This window comes from Leptospira tipperaryensis (assembly GCF_001729245.1).
In the GTDB taxonomy this organism is placed as follows: Bacteria; Spirochaetota; Leptospiria; order Leptospirales; family Leptospiraceae; genus Leptospira; species Leptospira tipperaryensis.
The window spans coordinates 2,766,831-2,786,073 of record NZ_CP015217.1 but is presented as its reverse complement, the minus strand read 5'-3'; the positions used below and the strand labels follow the sequence as shown (position 1 = coordinate 2,786,073).

General features: G+C 42.9%; 14 protein-coding genes. 8 read left to right on the top strand and 6 right to left on the bottom strand.

The genetic code is table 11. From position 1 onward, the window contains the following. Positions 1 to 65 precede the first annotated feature (65 nt). The 4 genes from mutL to A0128_RS13100 all read left to right on the top strand — a co-directional run bounded on the left by mutL (position 66) and on the right by A0128_RS13100 (position 4,003). Positions 66 to 1,856 (top strand): DNA mismatch repair endonuclease MutL, encoded by a 1,791-nt coding sequence (gene mutL / locus A0128_RS13115; RefSeq protein WP_069607937.1) that lies wholly within the window; start codon positions 66 to 68, stop codon positions 1,854 to 1,856. Beyond that, entirely contained in the window at positions 1,825 to 2,445 is a 621-nt protein-coding gene (locus A0128_RS13110) for a YqaA family protein (RefSeq protein ID WP_069607936.1), read from the top strand. The genes mutL and A0128_RS13110 overlap by 32 nt, the downstream gene beginning before the upstream one ends. Before the next feature lie 62 nt (positions 2,446 to 2,507). Then, positions 2,508 to 2,735, top strand: coding sequence for a hypothetical protein (locus A0128_RS13105; RefSeq protein WP_069607935.1), 228 nt, complete (start codon positions 2,508 to 2,510; stop codon positions 2,733 to 2,735). Then, positions 2,732 to 4,003, top strand: coding sequence for a replication-associated recombination protein A (locus A0128_RS13100; protein WP_069607934.1), 1,272 nt, complete (start codon positions 2,732 to 2,734; stop codon positions 4,001 to 4,003). The genes A0128_RS13105 and A0128_RS13100 overlap by 4 nt, the downstream gene beginning before the upstream one ends. Here the strand turns inward: A0128_RS13100 and A0128_RS22130 are convergent, their stop codons facing one another. Both A0128_RS22130 and hisC read right to left on the bottom strand, forming a co-directional pair. After that, positions 4,004 to 4,174 (bottom strand): hypothetical protein, encoded by a 171-nt coding sequence (locus tag A0128_RS22130; protein ID WP_156781837.1) that lies wholly within the window; start codon positions 4,172 to 4,174, stop codon positions 4,004 to 4,006. It abuts the gene before it with no gap. Positions 4,175 to 4,649: 475 nt separating this feature from the next. Further along, positions 4,650 to 5,753, bottom strand: coding sequence for a histidinol-phosphate transaminase (gene hisC / locus A0128_RS13095; RefSeq protein WP_069607933.1), 1,104 nt, complete (start codon positions 5,751 to 5,753; stop codon positions 4,650 to 4,652). A gap of 154 nt (positions 5,754 to 5,907) precedes the next feature. On the opposite strand from hisC, the gene A0128_RS22270 reads away from it, so the two are divergent. Next, complete coding sequence (locus tag A0128_RS22270; protein WP_173662772.1) at positions 5,908 to 6,078, top strand: hypothetical protein; 171 nt, start codon at positions 5,908 to 5,910, stop codon at positions 6,076 to 6,078. Here the strand turns inward: A0128_RS22270 and A0128_RS13090 are convergent. The 3 genes from A0128_RS13090 to A0128_RS13080 form a co-directional block, all read right to left on the bottom strand. Continuing rightward, positions 6,071 to 7,228, bottom strand: a complete 1,158-nt coding sequence (locus A0128_RS13090) for a M48 family metallopeptidase (RefSeq protein ID WP_069607932.1) — start codon at positions 7,226 to 7,228, stop codon at positions 6,071 to 6,073. The two genes, A0128_RS22270 and A0128_RS13090, sit on opposite strands and share 8 nt — an antisense overlap. Positions 7,229 to 7,233: 5 nt before the next feature. Next, positions 7,234 to 8,193, bottom strand: coding sequence for a YjgN family protein (locus A0128_RS13085; RefSeq protein WP_069607931.1), 960 nt, complete (start codon positions 8,191 to 8,193; stop codon positions 7,234 to 7,236). Between the two features lie 104 nt (positions 8,194 to 8,297). Beyond that, the gene (locus tag A0128_RS13080; RefSeq protein ID WP_069607930.1) at positions 8,298 to 9,908 is read right to left on the bottom strand and encodes a peroxidase family protein; all 1,611 of its coding nucleotides are present in this window, start codon (positions 9,906 to 9,908) and stop codon (positions 8,298 to 8,300) included. A 294-nt stretch (positions 9,909 to 10,202) separates the two neighbouring features. Here A0128_RS13080 and A0128_RS13075 point away from each other — a divergent pair, with 294 nt between their 5' ends. Next, positions 10,203 to 11,912: an EAL domain-containing response regulator gene (locus A0128_RS13075; protein WP_069607929.1), complete on the top strand. Its 1,710-nt coding sequence runs from the start codon at positions 10,203 to 10,205 to the stop codon at positions 11,910 to 11,912. Between the two features lie 116 nt (positions 11,913 to 12,028). After that, positions 12,029 to 12,418, top strand: a complete 390-nt coding sequence (locus A0128_RS13070; protein WP_069607928.1) for a response regulator — start codon at positions 12,029 to 12,031, stop codon at positions 12,416 to 12,418. An 84-nt stretch (positions 12,419 to 12,502) separates the two neighbouring features. Here A0128_RS13070 and A0128_RS21835 read toward each other — a convergent pair whose 3' ends face one another. Beyond that, positions 12,503 to 16,939 carry a PAS domain-containing protein gene (locus tag A0128_RS21835; RefSeq protein ID WP_156781836.1) on the bottom strand — a complete coding sequence of 1,479 codons (4,437 nt, stop codon included), beginning with the start codon at positions 16,937 to 16,939 and terminating at the stop codon, positions 12,503 to 12,505. 748 nt (positions 16,940 to 17,687) lie between these two features. Here A0128_RS21835 and A0128_RS13055 point away from each other — a divergent pair. Then, positions 17,688 to 19,229, top strand: a complete 1,542-nt coding sequence (locus A0128_RS13055) for an LA_0442/LA_0875 N-terminal domain-containing protein (protein ID WP_069607926.1) — start codon at positions 17,688 to 17,690, stop codon at positions 19,227 to 19,229. The last annotated feature ends 14 nt before the right edge of the window (positions 19,230 to 19,243 follow it).

Here is a 19,243-nt window from a genome sequence, read left to right as displayed (position 1 = left end):
TGTAGAATTCCAGGGTTCCCGTCCTTGACAGTGACGCTCGGGCTCCCGAGACTGGAATCAAGTCCATGGGAAAAATCAGGGAACTCAGCCCCGAACTCATCAATCAAATCGCTGCGGGTGAAGTCATCGAATCGGCTCACTCAGTCGTCAAAGAACTCATTGAAAATTCTATGGACGCCGGCGCTACTCAAGTCGACATCGAATCCAAGGATGGCGGACTTTCTCTTTTAAGAATCACAGACAACGGTTTCGGAATCGATCCCGAGGATTTAGAACCGGCTCTGAAAAGACACGCGACGAGTAAGATCAAAGATTATAGGGACCTGGAAACCGTTTTGAGTTACGGATTCCGTGGGGAAGCGCTGGCTTCGATCGCCTCGGTCTCTCGCCTAACGTTAGAAAGCGGAACAAAGGATCAAAAGACCGCTTGGAAGATTCAGTCGATCGGCGGTAAAATTTCAGAGAAAGAAGAAATTCCCGGTTTTACGGGAACTAAAATTCTCGTGGAAGAATTGTTTTTCAATACTCCGGTTCGTAGAAAATTCTTAAAATCGATTCGTTCCGAAGATAAAAAAATTCGAGACCGTGTTACGACTCAAGCTTTGGCGAGAGAGGACATTCGTTTTCGTTTGTTCCAAGACGGAAAGGAAGTTTATGTGCTTCCGGCGAGGGAGAATAAAAAAGATAGAATCATCGATCTTTTTGGTGAAAACTTCCGAGATCATCTTTTGGAAGTGAGTTTAGAACGCGGAGGAATCAAGGCCTTCGGTTATATCAGCGATCCCGATTTTTATAAGTCCAATCGAACCGGTCAGTTTTTATTTATCAACGGGCGTCCTATCGAAATCAAATATAGTTCCGTGCTCTTAAAAAAAGCCTATGACGAGCTCCTTCCTCCGAACGGACATCCGTATTGTTTTTTATTTTTTGAAATCGATCCTTCCCGAGTGGACGTCAACGTTCATCCCGCTAAGAAAGAAATTCGTTTTTTAGACGAAGAAGGGTTCAACGGATTCTTTTTGACTCTCATTCAAAAGGAACTTCGTTCGAGCACGCCGGTCAGTTTTTTAGAACTCAAGAAACGTCTCTTAAGACCGATGCCGGAGGCGTTTAAAAGCAGTTCTCTTTATCAGGCGCATTCTCCTGCCGGAAACGGACAAAGCCCTCTTTTGAGCCGAGATATGTTTGCGGACGTTCCTCGTCAGGAAGGTTTTAATCTGGATCAGATGGGACCGGGAGCTTCTTTGAACGCTCTGACGGATAACGTTGTAAAACATTCTTCTTTTATTCCTAAAAAACATTTCGGCGTTTTGTTTGAGACTTTTATTCTCGCGGAAGCGGAAGACGGTTTTTATATCATCGATCAACATACTGCGCACGAACGGATTCGTTACGAAGAAGTTTTGAGAAAACTCGAAAAGAAGAATTACGGGATTCAGCCGCTCTTGACTCCGATTCGAATCGACGTTTCCAAACAAGAACAAGAAGACATTTTAAATCGAAGAAAAGAATATGAGGAAGTTGGAATATTCTTAGACGCTTTAGGAGAGGACAGCGTCGTGTTAAGGGAAATTCCCGCTTATATGGAGCCGGGCCAGGAAAAAGAAATCATTCTCGATTTTTTAAACCGAACCGAAGGAAAAGAATCCAGCGAACCCGAGTTATACGATCTTATGGCGAAATGTGTGGCTTGCCGGTCCGCGATCAAAAAGGGGGATCATCTTTCCGATCCGATCCTCGCTGAAATTTTAAACCGATTGAGTTATTGTGAAAATCCCTCCCGTTGTCCGCACGGAAGACCTACCTTAGTTAAGTTGAGCAGAGATGACCTCGAAAGAATGTTCCACAGAAAATGAAGAAGTTCCGGATAAAGAGCCGGATCGAGTCGTTCGTAAATTATTTCGCCAAACGTTAGTCGGAATCGTAATTCTCGTTTTGGGAGTTGTGTTCCTCGCGAGAGTTTTTCCCGAACCGGTCCTTGCGGTTTCGCAGAAGTTTATCGAAATCACAGGTGTTTTCGGAGTTGGGATCGGAATTCTTCTCGCGGATTCTTTGCACGTTTTTATTCCACCCGACGTTTTTTTGATGATCGCGGTCGCCGGAAAATTGAATTCCATTCTTGTCATCGTTTCGGCTTCGATCGGAAGTCTGATCGGAGGAACGATCTCGTATTTAACCGGAAGAATTCTTCTGCCTAAAATCGAAGGTGTTGCGAGTTTTGTAAAAAAGCACGAACAAAAACTCGAACACTACCTGCATCGTTACGGATTTTGGGCCGTGGTTTTGGCGGCTCTGACCCCGCTTCCGTATTCATGGGTTTCTCTCGCGGCGGGAGCGATGAAAATGAGATATGTTCTTTTTTTTCAGGGTTGTCTTTTTCGAATTCCTCGGTTTATAGTATTCTATTATCTGATCCAATTCGGTTGGGTCGGAGGCGGAATGTAAACCTTCTGCGTTTTGTCGCAGTCTTATGATAAGAAGAATGGATTGTAATCAAGGTCGAATTTTTGGAAACCAATCAGCCTAATTTATTTCCTAAAACAAGAGAAGAGGTCATCCGCGAGAACTTGGATCTATTCGATCTTCCGATTCGGATTTCGGCGCTGATCGAAAACATTCTGCAAGGAAACATCCGAGAACAATCTCTGGTTTGTTGTCACAGCGCCTGCGACGTCTGCAACGCAACGATTAGAACCTGTCTTCGTAAGATTCGAAACGAATTGGAATCCGCTTGAGCGATCTCTTTACAAAAAAGCCGATTCCTCCCTTGGCTCATAAGATTCGTCCTTCTTCTTTTGAGGAAGTGATCGGCCAATCCCGTGCTACTAAACAACTTGTAAACTATCGTTCTCCCGTTTCGATCATTCTTTACGGTCCTCCGGGGACGGGAAAATCCACGTTAGCCGGCATTCTATGCAGGAAATGGAATCTTCCGTATGTCGAATACAACGCAGTTTCGACCGGAGTCGCCGAGATCAAAAAATTATTGGAAAGAGCGGAAAGAGAAGGAACAATTTTACTATTTTTGGACGAGATCCATCGTTTCAGCGCTTCGCAACAAGATAGTCTTTTGAAAGGTGTGGAAACCGGTCACCTCGTGCTTATCGGAGCCACGACCGAAAATCCTGCGTTTCGAATCACAAGACCTCTTTTATCGAGATGTCAAATTCTTAAAATCGAACCCTTGAGTTTGGAAGAACAATCCTCTCTTTTGGAAAGAGGCCTTTCCAATCTTTCACCTCCGATCAAACTCAGCGACGAAGCGAAAGAAACTCTCATTCGATTCTCCGGAGGGGATGGAAGAAAACTTCTTTCCAACTTAGAAGGAATCAGTTTTAGTTTTCCTCCCGAGTCCGAAATTTCAAAAACCGATATCGAAGAATATTTGGAAAGTCGAGTGATCGAATACGATAAGAGCGGAGAATCCCACTACGACGTTATCTCAGCGTTTATCAAATCCGTAAGAGGAAGCGATCCCGACGCCGCGTTATACTATCTTGCCGTTTTACTCGAAGGCGGAGAGGATCCGCTTTTTATTATGCGAAGACTGATCATTCTCGCGAGCGAGGATATCGGAAACGCTTCGGTCAACGGTCTGCCTCTTGCAGTTTCCGGTTTGCACGCGCTCGAAGCGATCGGTATGCCCGAAGGAAGATTGATTCTCGCACACGTGACTACGTTTCTTGCTTCTTGTCCAAAGTCGAACGCGAGTTATCAAGGGATCGGAGCGGCGCTTTCTTTTGTAAGGGAACATGGAACCGGAATCAAAATTCCGAATCGTCTCAGAAACGCTCCCACCTTTCTTCATAAGAAGGAAGGCGCCTCGCAAGGATACGTGTATCCGCACGATTTCGGTGGTTTTAAGGAACAAAATTATTTCCCGGATGAGATAGCGGAACAACCTCCGCGTTTTTACTTTCCGACCGGCAACGGGATGGAGTTAAAACTCAAAGAATATCTGGAGAAGGTTTGGGAAAAAACGCCTTGGAAGAAGGGACGCTGATTATTTGTCGTAGAGTTCGGGGCGAATTCTAAACTGTTTACTTGTAGTTTCTAAAAAATTATCTTTGGTTTCTTTTTCGTTTTTCTGTGTTTGAAATTCAGCATTCCAATGTTTGGAACTTCTTTTGATCGCCGAGTTCGTTTGTTTTTGTTTTGCTTCCGAGTTGAACATGTTTCCTCCTTTCGAAGATAAGACCTCTCAGGCTTAGTATTCGTTTCGTGTATTTTTAGAAAATTCTAAACCCTTTTTTTAAAGGGAGAATTGCGTTTCGGTTACAAATTCGTTGTGTTCGTCGACGCAGACCCGTCTTTTAATTTTAGGGATCTTGTTTTATCCTCACTCGCTAGTTTGAGATGCAATTTGGATCCCAATGAGAATTTTTGTCGGAGTTCCGACGAAAGAAAAGGGAAGACTTTTTACTTGCAAGAAGTTTGATTTTCTGATAGAGGAAAGTTTGGCCCGAGTTTTTCCCGCCACCTCACCCCTCCACCCAAGATCAGGGCGGGGCGCGCGACTTTCACGGAGGTTCGTCGTTGTTCCGACGGATTTTTTCTGAGATCTAATTTACATTTTCGGTAAGGTTTCGCGAACTCGGGTGTGAGACTTTCGGACTCGCGCAAAATCGTATTCTAAAATTATAAAATTCTTATAGGAATTCTTCCTTTAAGGCTTCGAAGACTTTTTCGTTCTGTTCCGGTCTTCCGATTGTGATTCGAATCGCATTGAGTTCATAACTTTTTAGATCTCTTAGAATTATCCCTTTTCGTAAAAGCGACTGGGCGACTTCCGTTGAGGACTTTCCGTGTTTTCTCGCAAACAACGTAATGAAGTTCGCATAAGAATCGATAAATTCTATACTCTGTTCGGTTGCAAATTTTTCGTAACGTTTCATTTCTTCTAAATTGGTTCTAAGATAATTTTCAACGTGACCTTCGTTTTTTAAGGCTTCCGTTGCCGCGAGCGCGGAAAGATTGGCGACGCTAAAGGGCGGACGCATCTTATAAATATTTTTGATCAACTCTGCATTCCCGATTCCATAGCCGATTCTCATTCCACCGAGACCGTAGACCTTCGAAAAAGTTCCCGTATAAAAGACGTTTGGAAAAAGATCCGTAACTTCCTTTGCGGGAATGAATTTTGCCGGATCCTTTTGTTTTCCGAATTCCATATAAGCAGCGTCAATGACGACTAACGTATCGGGGGAAAGTTGTCTTAAAAACTCGTAGACGTCCGCTTTGGAAAGCGCGTCTCCGACCGGGTTGGAGGGGGTGCATAAAAACAAAATCTTAGGTTTTACGACCTTTGCTAAATCTAAGAATGCGCTTAGGTCGTGCGGAACCGTTTCGGTCGAGTGGACTTTTGCGCCGCACTGGAGGGCGTAGATCCGATACATCGCAAACGTGATTCGATTGATAAGAACCGAATCTCCCGGAGCCAAGACACATCTGCACGCAAAGTCTAAAACCTGATCGCTTCCGTTTCCGGGAATGATCCGATCCGGAGTTACGTCGAATTTTTGAGCGAGAGAATTTTTGAGATCGAGATAAGAATCATCGGGGTAGTAGGACATCTTCGGTGCGAAGTCTTGCACCGCTTTTACGACCGCCGGAGAACAGCCGAAGGGATTTTCATTGGATCCGAGTTTGATCACCTTTTCCGGATCGATTCCGAATTCGCGAACCACGAGTTCGATCGGTTTGCCCGCTTCGTAACTTTTGAGAGAATTGAGTATCGGCTGAAACTGGACCATCTTCTCCCATACTTTTGAGTGTGAAAAAATTTGGGAATCGATTTAAGAATAATTTCCCGTCTTGTCTTAGAAAAAAGATTTTGTCTCGTTGGTTTTGTCGGTTTTTTCCCTCTAATCTTTATGTATTATGATAAAAAAAGACTCTGGAAAAAAAATGAAAGATACGCAGTTAGAATCGAATCTTCTCGAGAACAATCAGGCACAAGCCTGTGATCCGAATAGCGGTGAAGCCTTGCTTCAGGAAATTTTAAAGTCCTTTGAAAGTTTCGATCGTGCGTTAGGCAACACCGTGCATGAGCTTTTTCCTTGGGAGGAAATCAAATAGATTCGGAGCAGGATTCCCGAATCGTTTCCCAATTCTCTATTTGAATTTCTCTCTTTCGAGTTCTAATACCCTTTGAAAATTCCTTCGCCTTCTGAATTCTAGTTTGATTATCAGGATGTGTGCTGAACCAATCTAAGATTTTTGCCGGATCCCAATCCTTCTCTTCTTTTTTGGTATTTTTTTTGCTCTGCGGTTTTTTGTCCGAGACAAGTTTTGCTTCTTCCCTTTCGAAAAAATCGATAAAGCCCTTCACTCCGACCCCCGATTTTTTAAGAATCTCAAACGCGTTTGTGTCGGCTTCCTCTTCAAATTCTCTCGAGTATCTTAAGATCGTGAGAGTATTGACGATCTCCGTGATCGTTTCCAAAGAACCGATATCGTCAAACCCGAGTCCGATCGCGAGTTTGATTACAATCGAAATTCCTAATAAACGAATCAACTGTCGAATTCCGTGTCTTTCGTCCACATGAGAAATTTCGTGAGCGAGAATCGCGGCGATCTCTTCCGGGGTTTTTGATTCTTGAATCAGTCCGGAAAGAATGTAGATCTTTCCGCCCGGAAGCGCAAACGCGTTGATATCGGCGCTTCGTAAGACATGGATCGAATATTGATCTTTTCTTTTTTTAGGAAGAATTGTTCTAGTAATTTTTTCTATGCTGTATCTTAGTTTTCGATTTTTGCATTCGGAATAGTTCGCTTCGAACCTTTCCCCGATCAGATTTCCCAGAGATTTGTCTGCGGATTCAGGAACAAAAATATAGAGTCGATCGAGTTTTGTAAAAAGAAGATAACCGATTCCAAACGCCAAAATTCCCGCGATGAGGATCTGATACAAATTTGGAAGTTGTAAGAATCGAGAGATCAAACCTCCAAAACCGTCTCCAAACGTCTTACTTCTGTTTTTTTTGATCTGCTCCGCTTTGTCTTTGGATTCAAAGGTAAGAATCGGATCGGATTCTTCTTCGTTCTGGCTTTTTAGTTCCAGTCTGTATTCGTTTCCCAGTTTTTCGAGGGATTGAATTTGTTTATAAGAAAAATGGAATGTTTTTGGAGTCGAAGCCGAGGATTCGAAAACCAAACCGGTCTCCTTGGAAATTAGATTTCCCGGAACCGGAATGGCTGATTTGCCGTCGTAATAAAGATCGGGCATTCTTTTTAATTGCCGAAGATGCTACCGATCGCCTCGCTTGCTTCGGATATTCCGTCCGCCAACGCGCTCGCGTTCGGATCTCTCACGCTCTGAATGGACGATAGATCGGGAGCGGAATCCAAGGTTAAGGATTGAATCACGATTCTTAAACCTCGGAGATAAGCCCAAGGAACTCCGATTCCAAGAGTGAAGAATACTAAGACGATTGCGATAAGCGAGTTTACAAAAACCGTTCCGCCTCTGAGTTCGGAACGAAAAGAGATTCCTTGAAACTTTGTGTGATTCCAGACGTAGTTGTGAACATTGGCGTGAAACCAGAAGAAGTAAATTCCCGCGGTAAACGGCGTGAAAAAGATTCCTTTGAGATAGATAAAAAATAAATCCTTACCGTTTCCGTCGTATTGAAAGTCCGCGTTTCCTAAATGGGATTTTTCGATTCGAAATTTTTCCAGAAGATTGATAAACCATGGGGAATAAATTCCAAGAGTGACGACTGACAGAAGCGCGTTCGGAATAAAAATTTTGATCAATTCGTCCACTTTTCCGCTAAAACGAAATCGAATATTGTTAAACGAAGTACGACTTAAAAAATATCTTTTGGAACCGATGATGACGTAGGGAATGACGCATAAAATTCCGATATAAAGAGCGATGGTAACGAGCGCCCTTGCCCAGGTTCCGAGGAGAGAGGCGACGTAGTAAATTCCTGCGGCGAAAAGGGATCCTAAAACGATGATTCCGAGAGCTTTTATAAAACCGATAAAATTTTCCTTACCCGTTCCGTGATAATCAAACCGTTGACCTTGAAATAGAACGTGTCTGTGAACAAATTTTTGAGTGTTTACCTTTGCCCAGAAATAATAAACGCCGAAGGTGATGAAGGTAAAAAAGACGTTCTTTAGATAGATGAGGAATAGATCTTCCCCTTTTGCATCGATCGAGAATTTTTGATTTTCATTTTGCATTTATAACTCCTGAAATTGTATGTATAAAAGAATCGGGAAAGGGTCGATCGATCAAGTTAGAGAGGATTCCGATTCGTTCAAGAAAAAAATTACAAAGAATTCTTTTAAGTCGTTAGTTTCAAATAAGTCCGAGTAAAATCCTCGAAGAATTTATTTTGATTGAGGGCGTATTCCAAAACGAGGGCTCGTGATTCGTCGTTTTTCAAAAGTTCCCGGTCGTTCGGAATGAGAAGCGGTCCTTCGAGCCCGGCTTTTAAGAGAACATGAAAATAGCTGTTGTCGAAATAATACGGATTGGCGGTAAAAGATTCCGCGCCCAACCATCCGATCGTTCGTGCGCCCGAGATCGTAACTAAATCCTGCACGTTGAGATTCATCTTTCCAAGACAAGGCAACTGATCTTTTTGAGTCAACATTCCGAGAGGAAGAATTTGTCGTATGGAATCAAATGATTTGTCTTGTCTTCCAGATTCGACGTTGATTCTTGGGCCGCCTGATTTTTCGAGAGCGACCGCGCCTGCTAGCGCCAAGAAGTCCGCGAGTGAATACGAGGTTTCGCTTTTTTGAGAGAAGGTTTCTTTTGCTTCGATGATCCGATCCAGATTTGCGACGAGGTCTTGGTTTTCGGAAAGAGTTCTGAAGTTTTGAAAGTGGGCGGCCGCGCCGAGTCCAAGCCAGTTTTCTTTTTCGTCAAAGAGACAAGCGATATGATAGACGAGTTTTAACCAACTTCCGGTTTCCCGAACGAGGATGATCTTTCTGAGATAGTTTCTGGCTTCTTCCCAAGTATTGAGACTCGCTTTTTTAAGAATCTCTTGGATCTCGTAGAGTTTGTAATCTCCGGTTTTTCCCTTGAGTTTTGTGGAAAAGGTTCTTCCTTTACGAACTCGACCGCGAACCTGTTCGTATAACGATTCCGAGACGAGAACGGTCGCTCCCGCCTTTTTTGTTTTGGACTCGATTCTACTCGCCATGTTTACGGAATCTCCGATCGCCGTAAAAGACATGTTAGCCGGATGTCCGAGTTGTCCTAATATGCAACTTCCATAATGTACCCCGACTCCGATTCGAAACGAGATATGAAAATGAGATTTTAGATATTCGTTGAGAGAATAGAGTTCGAGTTCCATCTCTTTTGCAGCACGCAAAGCGCTGATACAAACTTCTTCCGCGGAACCTCCGTCTACTCCGAAGAGGGCCATAAGTCCGTCTCCGATATATTTGTCGATCTTCCCGCCGTGTTTTAAAACGATATCACCCATCTTGTAAAAATAACGGTTGAGAATATGGATCACGTCGTAAGGAAGATGTGATTCCGAAAAACTAGTAAAGTCACGAATGTCACTAAATAGGATCGCGATTTCTTTTTCTTCTCCGGAGATCGTAGCCGATCCTGGAATAGTAAGATTGTAGTCCTCGTCGTCTAAAACGATTCTTCGAACTCGAACGTCTCCTAACACTTTTGCCTGACACGCGAGTCGAACGGACTCAGGAAAGCCTTTCTTTTGTGACAGATCCTTTTCTTTTTGTTGAGGCTCCGATAAATTGGAAGGATTTTCCAAAACTAAGACACGGCATGTGGAACATCTTGCATTTCCTCCACAAGCGTGTGTGTGAGGGATTCCATTGGCTAAGCTAATTTCTAACAGGCTCTGAGGAGTGGAATTTTCGGGTAAACTAATTTCTCTTTCGTTCTCAAAATTAACAAGGAGCATCAAAACCTTCCAGATTTAATGGGAATATAAAAAAATAATTGGCGTTCTACGGGGAAGAGTATAATTACAGACCCGGTTGTCAAATATAAGAACTTTGACTGTTCGATTTGGGCATTCGGCATTAGAAAAAACTAACGTGAATTTGGGAACGAAAGTTGGAAGAATGAATTCTTCCGATTTTCTAAAATTACAATCGGCGAAAGATTAAAATTACTTTTTTGGAAATAAATTTCCAATCACAAATCGTTCCGCCTATCGTATAATGTTAAATGAAACACTGTTTTAGGATTATGAATGAACGGAAACGAAATTTCTAAGAAAGAAAGCGGAGATTCTAAACCCGTCATACTCTTAGTCGACGACGAATTGATCATCCTGAGGGGACTCAAAGAACAACTCAAACTCGCATTCGGTAAAGAATACGATATTGAAACCGCGGAAGACGCGGAGTCGGCCTGGGAAATTCTGGAAGAATATATGGCGAGCGGGATCGATATTCCGGTCATCATCTGTGATCAGGTAATGCCCGGAGTTAAAGGAGACGAACTCCTAATCCGAATCCACAATCGAAATCCGGATATCCGAAAGATCATGCTGACGGGGCAAGCGTCCGCCGACGCGGTGGGAAACGCGTTGAACCACGCAAACTTATACCGATATCTTTCCAAACCCTGGGATTCCAACGACTTGATTCTTACGATTCGAGAGGCGCTCAAATCCTATTTTAAGGACGTCTCTCTTTTGGATCTCAATCAGAAATTGGAAAAGACCCTTCTCTATGACAGAGAAACTGAACTCCCGAATCTGGAGAGTTTACGAAGGTCTCTGGACGAAAGGGAAGTCCTGAAAATTCCTTCCACACTTTCCGTTATCCGAATCGAATCCTCCACTTCTACGACCCATCATTTCGGAGTCGGAGTCTATCACAAGGTCCTTAGCCAATTCTTAAATTCTCTTTCTACGTTTTTGGGAAAGTCCGGAAGGTTGTTTCACCTCTATCAAGACGAGGTCGCTGTCCTTTCCGATCTCGAAGAAAGCAAATTCCATTCTCTTCTTGTGGCATTTCGGATTCTTCTAAGATCGGAATATCTGGAAGCCGACGGAATTTCTTTTCGTGTAAACGTTTCCATCGGAGTCGCGACCGACTATACGGCGTTATACTATAAGGCGAGAATTGCTATGATGAACGCGGCTCAAAACCGAGAACTCGAACTCATGCAGTATTCCAATTCGATGGAGGAAGGGGATCAGTATCAGATCAACCTGATCCTCGGAAGAAAGTTGAACGACGCGATCAACGCGGGCAACGTGATTCCTTATTTTCAGGGAATCTACGACAACAAACTCGAAAGAATTACAAAATTTGAATGTCTTGCGAGAATCCAAGAAGGAGATCAAGTCTATTCACCCGCGAGTTTTATCTCGATCGCAAGATCGACCGGGATCATTCGACTTCTGACTCCGATCATGATCGAAAAATCGCTTCGTTATTTTTCAAAACATCCCGAATATTCTTTTTCCGTAAACATTTCGGAATCCGATCTAGAAAAAAAAGGGTTTGTCCTTTGGGTCGTAAGTCGTCTGCAACACTATGGAATTCTTCCGGAAAGATTGACTCTTGAAATTTTGGAAACCGATCGGCTCGCCGGAGGAGATCGAGGTTTGGAAACGATCAAAGAACTCAAGGAGTGCGGTTGTAAGATTGCGATCGACGACTTCGGAGTGGATCAATCCAATTTCGAAAGATTGATGGAGATCGATCCCGACTATATCAAAATCGACGGAAAGTTTATCAAAGGAATTCACCTCAGTCAGACTCCTTTTCTTCTTACCTCTGCAATGACGGAAATGGCGCATCGAATCGGTGCCAAGGTCATCGCGGAATTCGTAGCCGGGAAAGAAGAATTTGACACGGTTCGTACATTAGGGGTGGAATATTGTCAGGGTTACTATATCATGGAGCCTTCTCCGGAGATTCTTCCCATCCCTCAGGTTTCACTTTAAAAGGGGTTTGTCATTTTTTTCCAAAATTGACTTGCCATTATTTTTTTTCCAAATAGTGTAACGCCTTGCGTTTTTTTACTATTAGGCGAGTCGAATTAAATAGGTGAGTACCTCAGTTGGATAAGGCAATTCTTTTTGTAGACGATGAAGCTCTGATACTAATGAGCATGAAATCTCAGGTGAAACGTCACCTCGGGGACGGGTACAGGTACGAAACGGCTTTAGACGCCGGAGAGGCTTGGCAGATCATCGAAGAGTTGGTTCACGAAGACGTTAGAATTCTTATTATCATTTCCGATTGGTTGATGCCTAACGTGAAAGGGGATGAATTTTTAAGACAGGTTCACAGCAAATATCCAGACATCCAAAAAGTGATAGTTACAGGTCACGCGGATGATTCTTCGATTGAAGCTTTGAAAAAAGAAATCAATCTTCGCTCTTATCTCAAAAAACCTTGGGATGAAAGGGAGTTGGTTTCTACGATTACTACGGCTTTGGAAGGATAAAATTCTTTCGGCTCCTGCGATTTGTTTCGTGCGATTTTAGATCCGTCTTCCCCGTTTTCATTTTCAGAGAATATTAAATATCGATCATACCCGTTCCGTAAGAATCGGAAGATAGATCTTAAAGGAAGTCATTCCGGGAAAACTTTCCAATTCGATCTTTCCCTCGTGTTTCTCCACGATCTTTTTCACGATATCCAGTCCGAGCCCGCTTCCTTCACCCGGAGCCTTTGTCGTAAAGAAGGGTTCAAAAATTCTTTCCTGAATTTCACCTGGGATTCCGGGCCCGTTGTCTTTTACTTCCACCATCAACTCGCTTTCTTTTTTTCTCAGACGAATCGTAATGGATCCCTTAAACTGCATCGCTTGCAAAGAATTGTAGATAAGATTGGTCCAGATATGGAGCAGGTCGTCCGGAAAACATAAAATCGGAGGAACCTCTTCAAAATCTTTTTGCAGTTCCACTCCTTTTTTTAACTGGTTATGATAGATCGTAAGAACGGTTTCGATCGTATCCTTGACCGAAGCGAGGATTCTTTCTCCCGCGATATCGAAGTGTGAGAAATTTTTGAGCGCGTAAAGAATTTTGGAAATCCGATCCACTGCCACTTGAATCGTTTTTGTATTTCTAAAAAAGAAGGATTCTAAGGAAGAATATTCCAAGATCATTTCGGACTGTTCCAATAATAGAAGAGGAATAAACTTTTCGGGCAGTTCTCCGATCCCCATGTCGACTAACGTATCCGCGTAGGCGACCGCTAGGCGGGTGGGTATTTTACGAGATTCTAATATGCTTGCGATCGTTTTTTTGCGATTTCTTTGTTCCATTCCGGTGAAGTGTTCGTTGCTCGAAATGGCTCTTTCTATAAATTCCGCGAACAACTCTCTCAGTTCCGCGTTGAGGGATCCCATCGCGATCTGAACGTCCGGTAAAAGAGAACGAAATCGATTGAGACATTCTTGAATGTTTTGATTGGAGGCTTGTACGGCCCCGATCGGGTTGTTGATTTCGTGAGCGATGCCGGCCATCAGTTGTCCGAGCGCGGCCATTTTTTCGGATTGGATCAGTTGGGACTGGGTTTTTTTTAGATTTTCCAACGTGTTTTCCAATTCGTTTTTTTGGATTTCGATGAGTTTATTTCGGACCCGAATTTCGTTATTTACGATCCTGAGTTCTTCGGCTTCCTTAAACGGAGTCGTATCGATGACGTTGACGGAGTAAAAAACCGTTCCCTTGTTGATGAAGGTTCTCAGGCTTACGATCGCGGGAAAGAAATTTCCGTTTTTCTTTTTGGCTATGATTTCGACGGAATCTTTTCCCCCGAATGAAAAGTTTCTTTTTCTCAACTCACGTAAGGAACCTCTTGAAAGAAGACGGATGAGATTGAGACCCGCGGCCTCATTCGCCGAATATCCGAAAAGTTTTTGGAACGCGGGATTGGAGTCTTCGATTCGAATATTCCCTTTTTCTAATAAAATGATCGCTTCGTTTGAAAATTGATAGAAAGTCTGAAACCTCATCTCGGAAGTTTTGAGTTCTTCTTCGGCTTTTTTTCTTTCGGTGATATCGGTTACGGTTCCGACCAAACGAACCGGTTGAGAATTTCGATCTCTGTAGAGTTTTCCTTTGGCTTCGATCCAAGCGAGATCGTCGTTAGGAAGAAGCAATCTATGTTGAAAGTAATACTCGTCTCCGGCGGTTTTTCCAGCGAGGAGATTCTGAATCGTTTTTTCAAAGAGGGGTTTGTCTTCGGGATGAGTCAGATCGGAAACGGCTTTTAGATTGGCCTTGAAAAGGGAAGGTTCAGTTCTAAAAATCTGAAACGCTTTTTCGGACCAGTTGATTTTGTCCTCGCTGATTTCCCAACTCCAGTTTCCCATATTGGCGGCGTTGAGCGCGAGACGAAGTCTTTCTTCGCTATCCTTGAGCATCTCTTCCGCTTTTTTCTTTTCGGCGATATCTATCATCGCTCCCATCATACGAAAGGCTTTATTTTCTCCGTCGTAGAGAACAACTCCTCTGTCTTCGACCAAAATATAACCTCCGTATTTGGTTCGAAAACGATACGTGGAACGAAACTTGGTTCGTTTGGTCATGGATTCTTCCAAGTCGTGTAAAACTCGATCCAGATCCATCGGATGAATAAATTCAGTCCATTTATCTATATTAAAGTTTTGGAATTCTTCTAGTTTAAATCCGGTCAGTGAAAAAACGGCTCCGGCCCAGGTCACATTCCCGGTGGAGACGTCGTAGTCGTAGACGATACTTCCGGTTTGTTCCGCGACGGTTCTGTATCGTTCCTCGTTCGCTTTGAGAGCTCGTTCCTTTAAGACACTTTCGGTGATATCGGTAACTAAAAATACGAGGGATAGAATTTCCCCTTTGTCGTTTTTTACGGGAGATCCGTTTACTGATAAATATTTGATTTCTTTGTTTGAGGTTACGATCGCGTGTCGTATATCGTAGACAGGCGCGCCGGTTTTCATCACCAGAGTAAAGGGTTGGTCTTCTTCTTTCCATTCTCCCCCGTCGAGAGACATGGCTTCCCATTGAGGAGAATTGTAAGAGCGAGAAGTGATATCCGAACTTTGAATTCCTAAAACGTGTTCCGAACTTTTATTTGCGTAGAGAATTTTACCTTCCGGACTGAGGACCGTGATAGAAGTCGCGCTGTTTTCGGTGATGGAGGAAAGAAGATCTCTTTCCTGTTTCAATTCCTCTTCGACTCTTTTTCTTTCCAAGGCGTTGATGATAATCTCTGCAAAGTTTCTTAAGAGTTGATTTTCCAGTTGATCGAGATCTGGTTCTTTTTTGATTCCTAAACTTTCCGAACCGAAACCGAGTCTTCCTTTTAAGTTCCCGCCGATCATCAGTGGAATCGCGAGATACGATAAGAATCCGTTTCGGGTCAACAGTTCGCGATCGGAATCGAGGGGAAGATCTTCTTTACTTTCAATCTTTGCGATTCTTCCGCCTTTCATTTCGCCCGTGATAAAGCTGTTCGGATCGATCGTTTCTATTTGATTTAGATTTTCCTTTTGTATTTTTGCCTTCGGATGAATCCATTCGTAGATCACTCGTCTCGTCGTGTAATCGGAGTTATAGAGGACGATGGTTCCCCTTTGCATGTTCAAAAAGAGGGCTAATTTTTCCAAACCGGATCGTATGGTTTCCGGGATTTCGTGGGAAGGAAGATTGATGATTTCGCTCGAAACTTTTGTAGTCAGCGTTTCAAAACCGAGACGATATTGGAGAAGTCTTTCGTTTTTTCTTTTTTCGCTGACGTCCAAAATAGAACCGATGATCTTTATGAGTTCTCCCTTTTCGTTCGAGATCAATTCGCTCTGATTGAGAATCGTCTTTAATTTTCCGGAAGTCGTAAAAATTCTATATTCAATTTCACGAATATATCCGTTGGAGATCGCGTTTATGAAATAATTTTGAACTCGGGTTTTATCGTCCGGATGAATGAGTTCGAGACCGTAGATTCCCTTGGAAGAGGAATTTTCCAGTTCGTAAATTTTTCCAAGATGTTCCGAGACTGACATCGTATCGTTTGCAAGTTCGTATTCCCAGGAACCGAGCCCCGCCAATTTTTGAGAACGAGAAAGCGCTGCTTCCTTTTCTTTTAGTTTTTGTTCCACTTTTTTTCGACGGTTGATATCTGCGTGAATTCCGTACATCTTGAGCGGTTGTCCGTTTGAATCGTAGTCCTGAAGTTTGCCGACGGTTAAGATCCACTTCCAAGAACCGTCCTTACACTTCATACGAAACTCGCATTCGTAGACGGGACTTTCTCCGGACATATATTTTTGCAAGGCTTGCTCGGCTAACGGAAGATCTTCGGGATGGAGCAAGGACTTCCAAGTGTCCATGTGCGGACGGAGTTCGCTCAATTTGTAACCTAACATTTCAGCCCAGTATTCGTTAAACGTATTTCCGTTAGTCGGAATATCCCATTCCCAGAGACCCAGCTCCCCTCCGTAAATCGCGGACTCCAACCGTTTTTGATTTTTTTTGAGTTCGTCCTGGATCTTTTTTTGATCTCGGATATCGAGAATACTTCCTCGGACGAGAAGGCTTTCTCCGGGAAGAGAAATCAATCTCACTTCGCAGGAGATGATTTCATCGGATTTGGATTTGTGAAGCCATTCAAAGGTGACTAACTCGCCTTGACTCGCTCTTTTGAGATATCCGAGGGCAGCTTCTTCGCTCGACCTTCCGTCTTCTTGAAAAGGGGGACTGATTTCGATCGGACCGAGCGTTTGAAATTCTTCTATGGAATATCCGAAAAGAGCGGAAGCCCTCTGATTGACCGATTGAAATTTTCCGGTCTCCATATTTAGAATTACGATCGCGTCCGGAGAATTTTCTATGATCTGAGTTATTCTTTTTTCGGCCTTTCGAAGAGAATCCTTTAAGGATTCGTTTTCACGAATCTGATTCTCCAGAGATTGAATTCGAAGTCGGGATTCTTCTAATTCCTTTTTTAAATTTTCGAAAGAATCGCCTTTATTGCTCATATCGATTTTTTCCGTTGTTAAAATCAATGGAGCAAAAATATATTATAAAATTATAAATTTCTAATGGATTTGATTTGCTGGGGTTCGTTAACCGAAGAAAAAATTCCGGAACTGAATTTAACAAGTAAACTGCGTTTGTTATGGCTTGTTTTAAGAATGAAATCCGTTCGGACAAGGATCTAAGCTTCTTTTTAGAAGAAATTCCGACTTCCTGTTTATGTCTTAAATGTAATTTCATAATCAATTTTTGATTCGAAAGAAAGATCCAGTTGAGATTCTCAGATTAAAATCACTTTCAAAATTCAATCTATCTAATTTCTTTTTTCGAATTCGATATCCGTTCAGTTTTATAATTTCCGATTCTTTCTACAATCTGACGTTAATTCCCGGTTATAGCACGCTTGCGGGCTCGATTTTCGGGACTCCTTTTCAAAGAACTGATGATTTCTAAAATTATAACCCCTCCTTGTTTCGAGCATTGAATTTTTAGTAAATTTTACTTAAAAAAGACGCAGTTTTGTCTCAATTCGTTTGCCTTCTTGGAAGCGAGAATCTTTGAACTTTGAAAGATCACCTTATTGTTATTCGTCGAAAGAAAAAGTTTTTTCCTAGTTGATTCTTGTCTTTGCTTTCTGTTTCTGTTATTCTTCCCGGGTTGTTATCGAAACAAAGGTCTTGGATTTGGGATTCATTTCTGCTTGATAATTTGAAAAATTGGAAATAAAAAATTGATAAGGTTGGGAGTTTTATGAGGCCAAATGCTTTTGTTTTGTTTTTTGTTTTTTTCTTCTTTGGTTCCGCGCTCGTCGCCGCCGATATCGTTCGGTTGAAAAATGGACTCATCTATAGAGGAAAGGTAATTTTGGAAGACGATGAGAAAGTTCTTCTGGCTGAAAACGAAGACTTCATTCGTTATATCAATAAAGATAACGTAGTCAGCGTGACTTACGAAAAACCTCAGGATAAGGGGAAGAATGCGATCTCTTCCGATAAACCTTCGACTCCTTCCAAAAGCGAGACGACTCATACCAATCCGTATGCGGGAATTGCGGCGCCGATCGAAAGGGAACCGCCTCATGCAGGAACTCAAGGCAACGATACTACGATAGACGTGACTCACGAGATCGTTTCGGACTTTATCTGGCGGGGTTTGAGTTTCTCCGGTGAGATGGCCAACCGAAGAAGAAACGATAGTTACGCCGCCACTACGTTTGTTCCTTCCTATCAACCTACGATCAATATCAACACTCCTCTCAAAGGTTTTATGATACAATTCTGGGGAAACTTTCAATTGAACGAAAGAAACGACCGAGACAGCGACGGACGTTTTCAACTTTCGCCCGGCGGGGCGGGCCCTGCGTATCCCGGTCAAGGAAATCCTTTTACCGCTCCTAATCCCGACTTGGCAAATCAAGGTTGTGTCTACGATACGCAGAGTAATGTGATGAGCGGAAACTTTGCAACGGGACCGACTTGCGGCGGTTTGACGCCTCGTCCTTATAAGGAACAGAACGGTATGAAACGCGCTGACGGTTTATTTTACGCTTTTTATTATACGTTTGAAAAGACGAGTTGGGGTAAGTTCACCGTAGGAACCTGGTTTTACAATACGTTTAACAAAAACCCGGGTTATGTTTCCGCTCCTTTGGGAGGATACAATTCTCTCGCGGCACAAGGAGTTACGAGTTCTAACAATACTTCCAATCAGATCACTCGACTCGCTTGGCAGGAATATTATATCTTTTGGCAACTTCCTTTTCTTTCCTATATCACACCGACACTTTCTTTTTACACTCAGATGAGTCAGGAGAATGCGGGACTTGCCGCCGGAAAGAATTATCTCTCTCTCTATATGAGTCACGAATACTTCAGCGAAAAGTTTTTTCGGATCACTCCTGCGGTTAACATCGGTTACGAAATGTCGAACAATATCGTGGACAACCGAAACGGGATTCAAGATATCACGAGCAGTTTGACATTCTATTTTGGAAAATTTTTTATCAAGGGGAATCACGTTTACAGACCCAATCTGTATATGTATGATACTGATAATTACTACGGTGCGACCGGCGGTTACGTTAACCGAAATACAAAAGACGGTTTGATCGTGGATCCGTCCAAAGTCAACGGCCCGATCAATCAATTTCTACTGGATCAAATCGCAAATAGTCCTTTGATACCGGACGCGGGAGACGGTTCGCTCAGACAGGCTATAAGGGAATCGTATCTACTGCAGAAAATTCCGGCGCATTTGTTTTGGTTTAGTATTGGGTTTTCACACAGCTTTTAAATAAAATATACAAA

Excerpts from the sequence above, each read along its gene's own strand:
- A0128_RS13075 (WP_069607929.1), top strand. The coding sequence starts at position 10,203 with ATGAACGGAAACGAAATTTCTAAGAAAGAAAGCGGAGATTCTAAACCC.
- A0128_RS22130 (WP_156781837.1), bottom strand. The coding sequence starts at position 4,174 with ATGTTCAACTCGGAAGCAAAACAAAAACAAACGAACTCGGCGATCAAA.
- A0128_RS13090 (WP_069607932.1), bottom strand. The coding sequence starts at position 7,228 with ATGCCCGATCTTTATTACGACGGCAAATCAGCCATTCCGGTTCCGGGA.
- A0128_RS13110 (WP_069607936.1), top strand. The coding sequence starts at position 1,825 with ATGACCTCGAAAGAATGTTCCACAGAAAATGAAGAAGTTCCGGATAAA.
- A0128_RS13080 (WP_069607930.1), bottom strand. The coding sequence starts at position 9,908 with ATGCTCCTTGTTAATTTTGAGAACGAAAGAGAAATTAGTTTACCCGAA.
- A0128_RS22270 (WP_173662772.1), top strand. The coding sequence starts at position 5,908 with ATGAAAGATACGCAGTTAGAATCGAATCTTCTCGAGAACAATCAGGCA.
- A0128_RS13055 (WP_069607926.1), top strand. The coding sequence starts at position 17,688 with ATGAGGCCAAATGCTTTTGTTTTGTTTTTTGTTTTTTTCTTCTTTGGT.
- A0128_RS21835 (WP_156781836.1), bottom strand. The coding sequence starts at position 16,939 with ATGAGCAATAAAGGCGATTCTTTCGAAAATTTAAAAAAGGAATTAGAA.
- mutL (WP_069607937.1), top strand. The coding sequence starts at position 66 with ATGGGAAAAATCAGGGAACTCAGCCCCGAACTCATCAATCAAATCGCT.
- A0128_RS13085 (WP_069607931.1), bottom strand. The coding sequence starts at position 8,193 with ATGCAAAATGAAAATCAAAAATTCTCGATCGATGCAAAAGGGGAAGAT.
- hisC (WP_069607933.1), bottom strand. The coding sequence starts at position 5,753 with ATGGTCCAGTTTCAGCCGATACTCAATTCTCTCAAAAGTTACGAAGCG.